This window comes from Mesorhizobium sp. WSM4822 (assembly GCF_055811155.1).
In genome coordinates, this window is the sequence record NZ_JBVVQM010000009.1 from 133,124 (window position 1) to 146,524 (window position 13,401).

Here is a 13,401-nt window from a genome sequence, read left to right on the forward strand (position 1 = left end):
GATCACTGGCCGGCCGTCGGACAGCCGCTTTCCTTTTCGCTCAGGAAGGCCTCGTTGCCAGGAATGGTGGCGAGATATTTGTAGTAGTCCCACTCCTTGGTGCTCTCGGCTGGCGACTTGACCTGATAGAGGTACATGTCGTGGACCATGTTGCCGTCCGCCTGCACTTTGCCGTTGGTTATCGCGGCGTCGTCCACAGGCATCGAATGCAGTTGCTTGGCGACGGCTTCGGTCTCGTCCGTGCCGGCCTTGTCGATCGCTTTCAGGTACTGCGTCACCGCTGAATAGGTCGAGGCCTGGATCATGTTCGGCATGCGGTTGGTGCGCTTGAAAAAGCGCTGCCCGAATTCGCGGCTCTTGTCGTCGCGATCCCAATAATAGCCTTCGGTCAGCACAACGCCCTGCGCCGCTTGAAGGCCAAGCCCATGCACCTCGGCCAGCGTGAACAGGAGTGCGGCAAGACGCTGACCGCCCTGCACGATGCCGAATTCGGCCGCCTGCTTGATCGAGTTGGAGGTATCGAGGCCGGCATTGGCCAGGCCGATGACCTTGGCGCCCGACGATTGCGCCTGCAACAGGAAGGACGAATAATCGGTCGATCCCAGGGGATAACGCACCTCGCCCAGCACCTTGCCGCCATGGCTCTCGACGAACTTGGTGGTCTGATCCTTCAGCGAATAGCCGAATGCATAGTCGACGGTGACGAAGAACCAGCTGTCGCCGCCCTGCTGCACGAGAGAGCCGCCTGTCCCAACCGCTTGCGAATGAGTGTCATAGGCCCAGTGGAAGCCATAGGGCGAGCATTGTTTGCCGGTCAGCTCCGTGGTCGCCGCGCCGGTGACGATGTCGATCTTCTTCTTTTCCTTGGAAATCCCCTGGACGGCGAGCGCCACCGAAGAGGTCGTCAGTTCCATGATGGCATCGACCTGTTCGGTGTCGTACCACTGCCGCGCGATGTTGGAGGCGATATCGGGCTTATTCTGGTGATCGGCGCTGATGATTTCTATCGGCGCTCCCTGCACCTTGCCGCCGAAATCCTCGACCGCCATCTTGGCCGCCTCGACCGACCACTTGCCGCCGAAATCGGCGTAGACGCCCGATTGGTCGTTGAGAATGCCGATTTTGACCTTGCCGTCGGAAATTTCGGCGGCCGAGGCGGGGATCGCGGATGCGGCGAGAAGTGCCGCGGAAACGAAAAGGCTTACCTTCATGGTTGACTTCCTCCCATAGCGATGAATCCGACCGACCCTCCTACGATCGATCATCGCAATGGTATTGAACATGAGGAAGATAGGGACAGAGGGCAAGAGGCCGTTAGGGATTTCGTGCTCGAAGCGATACGGTTTGGCGGCGGAACGCGAGCCTTGAGCGCGAGATAGAGACACAAACACGTGAACCGCCGGCGGCAGTGCCGGCTCAGCCCTCGGCGGCGACGAGGTGGCCGTTGCCGACATCCCTCAGCGCCAGTTTCAACGGCGCCTCGCCGATCCTGCGGGTGGCGCTCGGGATCTCCTGGTCGAGGCGGGCGAAGCGGCTTCTTCGCTTGGCTGGATCGGGCACCGGCACGGCTTCGATGAGGCGTCTGGTGTAGGGGTGGCGCGGGTTGGAAAAGACCTGGTCGCGCGTGCCCATCTCGACGATCTGGCCGAGATACATGACGGCGACGCGGTCGGAGATGTTCTCGACCACAGCCATGTCGTGCGAGATGAAGAGATAGGCGACGCCGAATTCGCGCTGTAATTCCTTCAACAGATCGAGCACGCGCGCCTGCACCGAAACGTCGAGCGCCGAGACGCTTTCGTCGGCGATGATCAGCTTCGGCCGCAGCGCAAGAGCGCGTGCAATACAGACGCGCTGGCGCTGGCCGCCGGAGAATTCATGCGGATAGAGCTCCATCTGATCGGCCGACAGGCCGACGCGCTCGAACAGCGCCGCGACACGGTCACTGCGCTCTTGCTTCGAGGCGATGCCATGGATCAGCAGCGGCTCGGCGACGAGTTCGCCGACGCGCATGCGCGGGTCGAGCGAGGCGTAGGGATCCTGAAAAATCATCTGCACGTCGCGGCGCACCGCCTTACGCTCGTCGCGACCAAGGCCGGACAGATTGCGCCCGCCAACCGCGATATCGCCGCTGTAGGGCACCAGTCCGGCCAGCGCCTTGGCGGTGGTCGACTTGCCACAGCCGGATTCGCCGACCAGCGCCAGCGTCTCGTTGGGCGCGATCGAGAAGGTCACGCCTTCCACCGCGTGGACGCGGCGGGTGACCCGGCCGAAGAAGCCGCCATGCAGGTCGAAGCGGACATGCAGGTCGTTGACTTCTGCGACATTGGCCGGCATCGCCGTCTCGGCATCCCTGGATTTCTGGCGGCCGATACCGCTGCCAATGCGCGGCACGGCGGCCAGCAGCTCGCGCGTGTAGTCGGCTTGCGGCCTGGCAAAAATGTCAGCGGTTTTTCCCTCTTCGACCATGCGGCCATGCCGCATGATGATGACGCGGTCGGCCATTTCGGCGACGACGCCCATATCGTGGGTGATCAGGATGACGCTGGTGCCGTGCTGGCGCTGCAGGTCGCGCAGCAGCTCCAGCACCTCGCCTTGCACGGTGACGTCAAGTGCGGTCGTCGGCTCGTCGGCGATCAGCACGTCCGGCTCGAGCGCCAGCGCCATGGCGATCATCACCCTCTGGCGCATGCCGCCGGACAGTTCGTGCGGAAACTGCTTTAGCCGGCTTTCGGCTTCCGGAATGCGCACCGCCTTCAACGCCTCGATGGCGCGCTGACGAGCTTCGCCCTGCGACAGGCTGGTGTGTGCCTCGATGGATTCGGTGAGCTGCCGGCCGATCGACAGCACCGGGTTGAGCGAGGTCATCGGCTCCTGGAAGATCATGGCGATGCGGTCGCCGCGAATGCGCCGCATCCGGCGCTCGTCGAGAGTCGTCAGATCTGTATCGCCCAAATGGATTTTCCCAGACGATATGCGGGCTGCGGGCTGCGGCAGCAATTGCATGATGGCCAGTGCGGTCATCGATTTGCCGGAGCCGGATTCACCGGCAATGCAGAGCGTCTCGCCGCGGCTCAGCGTGAGCGATAGGTCGGAGACGACCTCGCGCTCGCCATCCTCGCCGCGCACGCTGACGCAGAGGTTGGCGATGTCGAGGATGGGTTCGGGGGTTGAGGTCATTGCAAAGGCAAAGTTCTGAGAGGTTTATTCCGGCACGCCCCCCTCTGTCCTGCCGGACATCTCCCCCTCAAGGGGGGAGATTGGCCGTCACGTGGGCCGGCGCTCCCCCTTGCAACATTAGAGATTGGCGAAAGCCGAAGTGACATCTGATCTCCCCCCTTGAGGGGGAGATGTCCGGCAGGACAGAGGGGGGTGCAGCGCCGACTTGACATCATTCAAACACGCAGCGCGGGAAGTAGAACGACACCACCCAGTTCGGCATGTCGACGATCTCGCTGATCCTGAGATCGCCGCACACAGAGGCCAGCATATAGGCTTCGACCGGGTCGATTTTGTACCTCCCGGCGAGCAGGTCGACCATCTGGGCAACCGCCTCCCTGGCGCCGGCCATCAGGTCCGGGCCGATGCCGGTCGTCACCTCATAGCCCTTGGCGTCGAGATGGCGCGTCACCGGGCCTGGCGTGGTGAAGCGCGGCGTCTTCAGCCTGGCGTCCTTGACCAGATCGAGCTTGAGCACGACGTCCATCGGGCTTTCGATCGCCGTGCCGCAGACCTCGCCGTCGCCTTGCGCGGCATGGGTATCGCCGACCGAAAACAGCGCGCCCGCCACTTCCACCGGCAGGTACAGCGTGGTGCCGGAGGCGAGATCGCGGATGTCGAGATTGCCGCCGACGCGCCTTGGCGGCACCACCGAATGGTGGCCCTTTTCCGCCAGCGCGTTGCCGATGGTGCCGGCGAAGGGTTTCAACGGCACACGCGCATTTTTGCCGAACAGCGCCGGCTCGAGCGAGACGGCGTCGTATTTCCAGATGTTCAGCGCCGGCTCCTTGAAGTCGTCGGCGAGCAGCCCGAAACCGGGAATGTTGGCCGTCCAGCCGAAGCCGGATGGTTTGAACATCTCGATCGTCACCTTCAGTGCATCGCCCGGCTCGGCGCCCTCGACGAAGATCGGCCCAGTCACCGGATTGACGGTGGCGAAGTCGAGCCTGGCGACGTCGGCGACCGTGCTGTCGGCCTGCAACTGGCCGCCGGAGGAATCGAGGCACTGGAACTCGATGGTCGAGCCGGGCGCCACCCGCTCGGCCGGAACAAACGAATTGTCCCAGCCGAAATGATGTTGGCGCCCGTGGATGGTGTAGTCGCAGTTATTGCACATCTTTTACGTACACATTGTCGTAGTTGATCGGGATATGGACCGGGTCGACATAGAGGTTGTCGGCGCCGCCCATGCGCGCCGACTTCATGGTGAAGCGCTGCTCGTTGAAGACCGGCGCCCAGGGCGCGTCTTCCATCACCTTGTCGTAGATGGCGCTCCACATCTTGTCGCGCTCGCCGGCCTTGGCCGGGTCGACCACCGAGTCGGCCTCGGCCGCCTTGGCATCGAGATCCTTGTTGCAATACCACGACCAGTTCCAGCCGCCCGGCACCGCGCCGGCGCAGCCGAGGATCGGGCCGTAGAAGTTCGACGGATCCGGGAAGTCGGCGATCCAGGCCATGCCGCCGGACCAGATCATCGGTGCGCCGGCCTTGTCGCCGCCGGCGGCAATGACGTTTGCCTGAGCCAGCGACTGGATGCTGGCCTTGATGCCGATCGCCGCCAGATCCTGCTGGATCGCCTGAGCGATGCGCGGGTTGGGATCGGTGTTCATGGCGAACAATTGCGTGTCGAAACCATCGGGATGACCGGCCTCGGCAAGCAGCGCCTTGGCCTTGGCGACGTCATAGGGATAGCCCTTGTACTCCTTGTCGTAGCCCGGCATCGACGGCGGCAGCGGCTGGTTGGCCGGCACAGCGCGGCCGTTGATGATCTGGATGATGCGCGCCTTGTTGATCGCCATGTTGACCGCCTGGCGCACCTTCACATTGTCGAACGGGGCCATGGTGGTGTTCATGGTGACATAGCCGGTGTGCAGCTGGCCGCCTTCGACGACGCGTGCCTTCTGCTCCGGATCGGCCATCACCTCCTGGAATTTTGCCGGCGGAATGCCGTCGCCGGGCACGTCGATCTCGCCCTTCTGCAGGCGCAGCAGCGCAACGATCGGCTCCTGGCCGATCTCGAAGGTGATCTTGTCCAGATGCGGCAGGCCCTTGTGCCAATAGTCCGCATTGCGCTCGAAGACGATGCGCTGGCCGAGTGTCCATTCGGCGAGCTTGAAAGCGCCGGTGCCGACCGGATGCTTGCCGAAATCGGCGCCGTATTTCTCGACCTCTTCCTTCGGCACGATATGCGAGAAGTTGATGGCCATGACATGCAGGAAGGTGGCGTCGGGCCGGGTCAGCTCGAGCTTGACCGTATAGGGATCGACGACGGTGACGCCCGAGAGGCTCTCGGCCTTGCCTGCGGCGACATCGTCATAGCCCTTGATCGAGCCGAAGAAGCCAGCGCCGGGGCTCTGGGTCTTGGGATTGGTGACGCGGTCGAGCGAATATTTCACGTCGTCGGCGGTCATCTCGCGGCCATTGTGAAATTTCACGCCATGGCGCAGCTTGAAGGTGAATGACTTGCCGTCGGGCGCGATCTCGTAGCTTTCGGCAAGGTCGGGCTTCAAATTGGTGGTGCCCGGTTCGTAATCCATCAGCCCGTCGAACAGGCTCTTGATCATCGACCAGTTCTGCCAGTCATAGCCGATCGCCGGATCGAGCGTGGCGACATCGTCCTTGTAGGTGATGGTGATGGCGCCGCCCTGCTTGGCGTTCGGATCGATCGCGTCTTCGGCGCGAACACTTGTCATGCCGAGCATCAGCGCCAGCGCCGATGCCGCTACCGTGGATGCGAGAAACTTTTTCATTTTTATGTTCCCTTTCTCTGTCTGGTTTTCATTTTCATCTGAGCTTGATGCGGGGGTCGATGAAGGGCGCGATGACGTCGGCCAGCAGATTGCCGAGCACGATGGCGAAGGCCGAGACCAGGGTGACGCCCATGATGATCGGGATGTCCACGCGCTGGATGGCCTGCCACGCCAGCTGGCCAATGCCAGGCCAGCCGAACACGCTTTCGACGACAACAATGCCACCCATGAAGATGCCGATGTCGATGCCGATCATGGCGATGACCGGCAGGATGGCGTTGGGCAGCGCATGGCGGAACAGGATGGCTCGCCGCGCCAGGCCCTTGGCGCGGGCGGTGCGGACATAATCCTGGCGCAGAACATCGATCATCGACGAGCGCATCATGCGGGCGTACCAGCCGGCGCCGAGTATGCCCATGGTCAGCGACGGCAGCACGAGATGACGCCAGGTGCCATAGCCGCCGATCGGGAACCAGCTGAGCCGCACGGCAAAGACGTAGAGCAGCAGCAGGCCGACGACGAATTGCGGCGCCGAGACGCCGACGAAGGAGGCGACCATCAGCGTCTGGTCGGTGGCGGTGCCGCGCTTGACGGCGGCGATCAGGCCCATGCTGAGGCCGAGCAGCAGCTCGCACAGGATGGCGCCGACCATCAGCAACAGGCTGGCCGGCAGCCGCGAGACGATCAGCTCGGTGACCTCGGAGCGCTGGATGTAGGAGCGGCCGAGATCGCCGCTGATGAGCTTTGTGAGATAGCGCCAGTATTGGACGATGAAGGGCTGGTCGAGGCCGAGCTGCTGGCGGATGTTCTCGACCGTCTGCGGCATGGCGCTGCGGCCGGCGATCTGGCGCACCGGGTCGGCCGGCAAGAGATAGAGCAGCGCGAAGGTGATCAGCGAGACGCCGAGCAGGATCAGCAGCGACTGGATCAGGCGGCGGCCGAGATAGGCGATCATGCCCGGCCCCTTTGCGTCGGATCGAGGATGTCGCGCAGCGCGTCGCCGATCAGGTTGAAGGCCAGCGCCAGCGCCAGGATCGCCGCGCCGGGAAAGAACACCAGCCAGGGTGCTGCCTGGAAGTAGGTCTGGTTCTCGAAGATGATGTTGCCCCAGGACGCGGTCGGCGGCTGCACGCCGATGCCGAGGAAGGAGAGCGTCGCCTCCAACAGCACCGTGGTCGAAATGCCGAGCGTGCCCCAGACGATGATGGTCGGCAGGAGATGCGGCAGGATGTGGCGAAACAGGATGCGCGGTGCGCTCGCCCCGATGGTGCGCTCGGCGTCGATGAACTCGCGTTCGGCGAGCGAAGAGGTCTCGGTGTAGATAACGCGGGCGGTCTGCACCCAGTTGACCAGGGCGATGACCATAGCGACGATCCACAGGCTCGGCTCGAACACCGCAGCCAGGCAAATGGCGAGCAGCAGTGCCGGAAACGCCATCATCAAATCGGTGAAACGCATCAGCGCGCTGCCGATCCAGCCGCGGAAATAACCCGCGGTAACACCGACCAGCGTGCCGATGAACAGCGCCACGCCATTGGCGACGATGCCGATGATCAGCGAGGTGCGGGCTCCGTAGAGGATGCGGGTCAACAGGTCGCGGCCGAGCAGGTCGGTGCCCAGCCAGAATTTTGCATCCGGCGGCAAGGGCGAGCCCTCGATGGTCAGGCCGTCGAACATCTGCTCGTTGGGATCGTAGCCTGTCAGCCATGGCGCCAGCACGGCGCCGGCAACGACAATGGCGACGATCACCAGCCCAAGCAGTGCCAGACGGCGCCTGACCAGCCGGCGCCAGACGCCGGCGCGCGGCTTGACCGGCATGCGCCCTGGCGCGGTGAGATCAGGCGCGATGGGACTGGTCATCGCCGCCTTCTTCCCCCGTTGCCTCTTCACTTGTCATGGCCACGATCCGCCGCGCGGCATCCTCGACGCTGATCTGCCAGCTCATCGCCAGCGAGCGAAGCTGCGCATAGGCGCGGCCGTCATCGGCGCCTTTCGCCAGTGCCGTCACCGCGCGCACGATGGTCTGGCGCTCGGCGACGCGCTGGCGAAGCGAGGCGATTTCGCTGGCCAGGTGTTTTCGCGCCTCGAAACTTTGCCTTGCGATCAGCAGTGCGCTGTAGACGCCGGCATTGCCGACCGGCTTCAAGAGTTGGGCGTCGGCCTTGTGCGACAATGCCCATTCGATGCGGCCGGGCGCCTCGGAGCCGATCAGCGCCACCAGCGGCATCGGCGCTTCGCCCGGCTTCCACGGGAATTGCTCGTCGAAGCCGAGATCGGCGTCGAAGAAGACGAAATCGGCCGCCAGCGCCTCGGGCGGCAGTTCCGGCCAGCAGTCCAGCGTGATCAGGCCGATGGCCGACAATTGCCTGGTGATCGCCTGCACCGTCGGGTGCGGACGGTGCAGGATGAAGGCCCTGGCGCCGCCGAGATTGGGGATGCGTGGGGTTCTCGTCACGACACCACCCTCAGGCGCGGGCGGCCGAATGTTTTTGCCGGGTCGTAGCGCGACAGATACGGGTCTGGCGCGACTTCGTCCTCGCGGCTGACGACCTCGAAGAAGCCATCCGCGATGCGCCCGATGATCACCGGCAGCGTCGCGTGCTGGGAATGGGCGTCGATGGCTATCGGCCCGAGCCGGGTGGAGAAGCGGCGTTCTGCGAAGGCTCTGGAAAATTCCGCCGGACCGGCTTCGGAATTGCTGGAGAGCACGTCGGCCATCACCTGCACGGAGGCATAGGCGGAGGCCTCGAAAGACGAGGCGAAGGCGGCCGGCCGCGGCGCGAAGTACGGCCCGACCGACAGGTGCCCTTTCCCGGATTCGCCGATCGCCGGCAACTCTCCTTCGGTGAGGTTGCAGGAGATGACGGGACAGGTTTCCGGGCGGAAGGCAGGATCCTCATTCCCGAGATCGCAATAGGCCGCCAGGAAGGCGTAGGAAGAGGTGCCGATCAGGTTGTTGAGGATGAAGTTCGGCCGTGTGGCACGGATCTCCGCGATCAGCCGCGACACGTCGGTCTCGCCGATGCGCAGATAGCGTTCGCCCAGCACCTTGCCGCCGGCATCGGCGATCAGGTCGCGGGCGACGCGGTTCATCTCCCAGCCCCAGATGTAGTTCGAGCCGAGCAGGAAGCCATTGGCGCCGAAACGCGGCACGACATGCGCCATCAGCGGCACCAGATGCTGGTTTGGGCAAGCGTGCATGTAGACGACGTGCTCGTTGGCCTCGAAGCCCTCATAGGGGCAGGCGTACCAGAGCATGCCGCCCGCCTTCTCGAGCACCGGAATGGCTTCCTTGCGGCTCCACGAGGTGACGCAGCCGACGACATGGCGCGCGCTGCTGGTCCTGAAAATATCCTCGCACAGCGTCGCGTAGCGGTCCGCATTGCTTTGCGGATCGCGCTCGACCGGCACCAGTTCGATGCCTGAGCTGCGATCGGCGTTGATGTCGGCGATGGCGCGCATGGCGCCGATGCGGCACGCATCGGAGACGAGTTGATAGCTCCCCGAGCGGGAATACAGGATGCCGATCTCGATACGCCGTTTCAAACAGATCCCCAAAATGACAATGCCTCGCAGCCAGCGCCGGAAGGGCGAGGCATACGAGGCATTCTTGCCGCCCGGCGATCAGAGCCGGTATTTTGCACTAGCGTATTCTGTCCGGCGGGTCAGTCAAGCCCTCAACGATATTTGCGTGACCGTTATCGCCGTTTCGCTGCCGCCGGCTATCTGGCCGCCGGCCTCTGACCCTGTTGACGGGCATAGGTCACACAGGCGTCCACCGTGCTGACACAAAGCGCGTCGCGCCTGTTCGGCAGATTGTTGTCGCCGGCATAGGCAACTTCGGCGACGCGGCCGTCGACCATGCGGATTTGCGTGTCGCAATAGCCGCCGGGAGCGACATTGACGGAGCCGCCGACCGCCGGGATCGCGCCGACCGCCAAAGTCGGAACCACAATGCTGAGATTGCCGCGCTGGACGATGCGCTTGTAGGTCCAGATCTGGCCCGATCGGCCGGCGTCGGCGGTGGCGGTCGGAAACCCGGCGCACATTCGAACATCGGCTTCGCTGAGGCCGACCATCTCCTTGCGGGCAGCCGCTGCCGTCGGATCAATCTTGGCGATACGCGACGTATCGTCGGGAACGACGCAGGAAGACTGGATCCCCACACAGAGAACAGCGAGGGCAAGCTTTTGAATGCAGGAAAATATCATGCCGACTGTCAGATTGGTCCGATGTCAGATTTGCGTGGCGCCCGCCGCTCCTTTCTACCTAGGCAGACAGGCGAAGGGATCAACCCGTTCAGCTTCACGAAAAAGTGGCTGTGGCTGCAACATCGAGGATTGCGCATCACGGGTCTGCATCTCACGCAGGATCAATGGCCCTGCAAGTGCTTCCGGCGCCAGGCGGCGGGCGCTTCGCCGACCCGCGCGCGAAAGAACCGTGAAAAATACGCCGGGTCGTCGAAGCCGATCTCGTAGGCGATGTCCTCCACCGTGCGTACGGTAAACAGCAGCAGACGCTTGGCCTCCAGCAGCCGCCTTTCGCTGACGACCCGCTTGACACCGGCGCCCAGCACCGCATGGGCAGCCTTGTCGAGAAGATGCGGCGTGGTGGCCAGCGCCTCGACGTAGCGATCGACCGGCCAGTTGTCGCGGAAATGCGCGTCGGCGAGCCGACGCAGGCCCCGCGCCAGCGAAGCATTGGAAGAGGCGGCGGAGGCGGTCACGCCGGGGCTGAGGCGCGCAATATGGGAGAGTGCGACGGCGATCAGCGCCGGCAGGACCCTGTCATTGCCGGCTTGCGCCTCGGCATATTCGGCGGCGATCATCTCCAGCACCGCCGCCAGTCTCGCCCACGCTGCGTGTCGTGGCAGACCGTCGGCAAAGACCGGCCTGTCCAGCGGCAGCAGGCTGTGAGCGGCGATGGCCGCGAGCGCGCCGTCGGCGACCGAGACGACGATGGCGTCGGTGCCGGGTCCGATCGAGAAGCCATGCACGACAGCGCTCGGCACGAAGCTGACGGCAGGCGCCGAAAAGTCCCAGGATCGGTCTTCGATACGGTAGGTACCGGAGCCGCTGGTCCAGTAGGTGATCTGGCCCATCTGCGGATGCTTGTGCGCCGCAACCTGACCAAGATGGATGTTGCTGCGCGCAAGCACCGTCTCGACATGCAGAAAACCGACATCGAGCGGCCTCACCGGCTCGCCATAGACGAAGAAGTCGGGAATGGAATTCTGGCTCATGGCGCCTGAAAAAGTCCAATCGGTTTTGCCGTTCCGTCCATAACCGATGCCTGTCCAAGGCGCTAGTGTTGCGACTCAAGAGGAGGACCATCATGCGATCAGAAGACTTCCGCACTGATAAGGCACGCCCGTTCACCGGGGCTGAGTATCTGGAGAGCCTGCGCGACGGCCGCGAGGTCTATATCAATGGCGAACGCATTGCCGATGTCACCACGCACCCGTCGATGCGCAATTCGGCGCGGTCGCTGGCGCGCCTCTACGATGCGCTGCATGATCCCCTGCGACGGGACACGCTGACCTCGCCGACCGACACCGGCTCGGGCGGCTACACCCACAAATATTTCCGCGTTGCCAAATCCTCTGGCGAACTCGCCGCCCAGCAGACGGCGATCGCCGAGTGGTCGCGCATGTCCTATGGCTGGATGGGGCGCACGCCCGACTACAAGGCGGCGCTGATGAACACGCTCGGCGCCAATGCCGACTGGTACGGGCCGTTCAAGGACAATGCGCTGTCTTGGCACAAACGTGCGCAGGAAGCCGCACTGTTCATGAACCATGCCATCGTCAATCCGCCGATCGACCGCCACAAGCCGGCCGAACAGGTGAAGGACGTCTTCGTCCACATCACCAAGGAGACGGATGCCGGCATCTATGTCTCCGGCGCAAAGGTGGTGGCGACGTCCTCGGCGCTGACCCACTACAATTTCCTGGCGCAGGGCTCGGCGACGATCACTGAGGATCCGTCGCTGTCGGTGATGTTCATCGTGCCTATGAATGCGCCGGGGATAAAGATGTTCTGCCGCGTCTCCTACGAGCAGACGGCCAACACGGTGGCGGCGCCCTTCGACTATCCGCTGTCGTCGCGCTTCGACGAGAACGATGCGATCCTGGTGCTCGACCATGTCTTCATCCCCTGGGAGGACGTGCTGGTGCTGCGCGATGCGCAGAAAATCCTGTCCTTCCATCCGGCATCCGGCTTCATGCATGGCTACTGCTTCCAGGGCTGCACGCGTTTCGCCGTCAAGCTCGATTTCCTCGCCGGCCTGCTGGCCAAGGCGCTGCGCGCCACGGGCGGCGATGCTTTCCGCGGCAACCAGGCGGCACTGGGCGAGGTTATCGCGCTCAGGCACATGTTCTGGAGCTTTTCCAACGCCATGGCCTACAACCCGATCCCGTGGGCGAATGGCGCGGTGCTGCCCAATCTGGAAGCCGCGCTCGCCTACCGCACCTTCATGTCGGAAGCCTATCCGCGTGTCATCGACACCGTGCGCCGGGTGATCGCGTCCGGGCTGATCTACCTGCCGTCGTCGGTGCGCGACTTCAACAACCCCGAGATCGACAGATATCTGGCGCAATATGTGCGTGGCTCCAACGACATGGGCCACATCGAGCGCATCAAGATCATGAAGCTTTTGTGGGACGCGACCGGCACCGAGTTCGGCGGCCGCCACGCGCTCTACGAGCTCAACTATGCCGGCGCGCCGGAAGAGGTGCGGCTGCAGGTGCTGAAGGGCGCTGAACGCGGCGGGCGGCTGAAGGCGATGGAAGAGCTCGTCGACACCTGCATGGCCGACTATGACGAGAATGGCTGGACGGGCGATACCTGGTTCAATCCGCTTGTCTCAACGGCCGAGTGAAACCAGATGGCCACGCAGATTTCGAAAGCCGATTTCCGCGACGCCATGGCGAGGGTCTGCGCGCCGGTCAACATCGTCACCACCGATGGGCCGGCCGGGCGTGGGGGCTTCACCGCCACCGCCATGTGCAGCGTCTCCGACGAGCCGCCGACGCTGCTCGTGTGCATGAACGGGCGCTCGACGCAGGCCGCCATGTTCCTGTCCAACCGGCGCTTCTGCGTCAACGTGCTGACGCATGACCATATGCACCTGGCGGGAAAATTTGCCGGCGCAACCAGGGACATGGAAGCGCGCTACTCCGCCGCACGCTGGCAGACGCTGACCTCCGGTACGCCGGCGCTGTCGGATGCGATCGTCAATTTCGATTGCGAGATCGAGACTGTTCATGTCGTCGGCACGCACAATGTCATGATCGGCCGCGTCATCGATGTCCGGCACGGCAGCGGCGGCTCGGCCCTGCTCTATGTCGACCGCAGCTATACGCAGCCGACCCGGCTGGGCAGCTTTGGCGGGTGAAGCCGGGCGTCAGACGGTTTGGTGGCGGGGAGGCCTC

The 13,401-nt window shown here is 63.9% G+C and carries 12 protein-coding genes; 2 read left to right on the plus strand and 10 right to left on the minus strand.

The genetic code is table 11. From position 1 onward, the window contains the following. Nucleotides 1–2: 2 nt before the first annotated feature. The 10 genes from AC0L3E_RS21325 to AC0L3E_RS21370 all read right to left on the minus strand — a co-directional run bounded on the left by AC0L3E_RS21325 (nucleotide 3) and on the right by AC0L3E_RS21370 (nucleotide 11,211). Entirely contained in the window at nucleotides 3–1,211 is a 1,209-nt protein-coding gene (locus tag AC0L3E_RS21325; RefSeq protein WP_027040146.1) for an ABC transporter substrate-binding protein, read from the minus strand. 205 nt (nucleotides 1,212–1,416) lie between these two features. After that, the gene (locus AC0L3E_RS21330; RefSeq protein WP_128306889.1) at nucleotides 1,417–3,180 is read right to left on the minus strand and encodes an ABC transporter ATP-binding protein; all 1,764 of its coding nucleotides are present in this window, start codon (nucleotides 3,178–3,180) and stop codon (nucleotides 1,417–1,419) included. A gap of 211 nt (nucleotides 3,181–3,391) precedes the next feature. Next, a complete protein-coding gene (locus AC0L3E_RS21335) occupies nucleotides 3,392–4,336 on the minus strand; it encodes an acetamidase/formamidase family protein (RefSeq protein WP_473605560.1) in 945 nt (314 codons plus the stop codon). Further along, the gene (locus tag AC0L3E_RS21340; RefSeq protein ID WP_128306891.1) at nucleotides 4,326–5,969 is read right to left on the minus strand and encodes an ABC transporter substrate-binding protein; all 1,644 of its coding nucleotides are present in this window, start codon (nucleotides 5,967–5,969) and stop codon (nucleotides 4,326–4,328) included. Before AC0L3E_RS21340 ends, AC0L3E_RS21335 begins: the two co-directional genes overlap by 11 nt. Before the next feature lie 34 nt (nucleotides 5,970–6,003). Beyond that, nucleotides 6,004–6,924 (minus strand): ABC transporter permease, encoded by a 921-nt coding sequence (locus AC0L3E_RS21345; RefSeq protein WP_128306892.1) that lies wholly within the window; start codon nucleotides 6,922–6,924, stop codon nucleotides 6,004–6,006. Next, complete coding sequence (locus tag AC0L3E_RS21350) at nucleotides 6,921–7,787, minus strand: ABC transporter permease (RefSeq protein ID WP_206516809.1); 867 nt, start codon at nucleotides 7,785–7,787, stop codon at nucleotides 6,921–6,923. Before AC0L3E_RS21350 ends, AC0L3E_RS21345 begins: the two co-directional genes overlap by 4 nt. A gap of 19 nt (nucleotides 7,788–7,806) precedes the next feature. Continuing rightward, nucleotides 7,807–8,424: an ANTAR domain-containing response regulator gene (locus AC0L3E_RS21355; protein WP_127268207.1), complete on the minus strand. Its 618-nt coding sequence runs from the start codon at nucleotides 8,422–8,424 to the stop codon at nucleotides 7,807–7,809. Continuing rightward, nucleotides 8,421–9,515: a transporter substrate-binding protein gene (locus AC0L3E_RS21360; RefSeq protein ID WP_128306893.1), complete on the minus strand. Its 1,095-nt coding sequence runs from the start codon at nucleotides 9,513–9,515 to the stop codon at nucleotides 8,421–8,423. Before AC0L3E_RS21360 ends, AC0L3E_RS21355 begins: the two co-directional genes overlap by 4 nt. 176 nt (nucleotides 9,516–9,691) lie before the next feature. After that, complete coding sequence (locus AC0L3E_RS21365) at nucleotides 9,692–10,135, minus strand: hypothetical protein (RefSeq protein WP_473605561.1); 444 nt, start codon at nucleotides 10,133–10,135, stop codon at nucleotides 9,692–9,694. Nucleotides 10,136–10,341: 206 nt separating this feature from the next. Continuing rightward, on the minus strand, nucleotides 10,342–11,211 hold the full coding sequence (locus AC0L3E_RS21370; RefSeq protein WP_473605562.1) for a helix-turn-helix domain-containing protein: 870 nt from the start codon (nucleotides 11,209–11,211) through the stop codon (nucleotides 10,342–10,344). Nucleotides 11,212–11,303: 92 nt separating this feature from the next. Between AC0L3E_RS21370 and AC0L3E_RS21375 the strand changes: the two genes are divergently transcribed. Together AC0L3E_RS21375 and AC0L3E_RS21380 are read left to right on the plus strand one after the other, a co-directional pair. Beyond that, entirely contained in the window at nucleotides 11,304–12,848 is a 1,545-nt protein-coding gene (locus AC0L3E_RS21375; RefSeq protein WP_128306895.1) for a 4-hydroxyphenylacetate 3-hydroxylase N-terminal domain-containing protein, read from the plus strand. A gap of 6 nt (nucleotides 12,849–12,854) precedes the next feature. Next, nucleotides 12,855–13,364, plus strand: a complete 510-nt coding sequence (locus tag AC0L3E_RS21380) for a flavin reductase (protein ID WP_128306896.1) — start codon at nucleotides 12,855–12,857, stop codon at nucleotides 13,362–13,364. The last annotated feature ends 37 nt before the right edge of the window (nucleotides 13,365–13,401 follow it).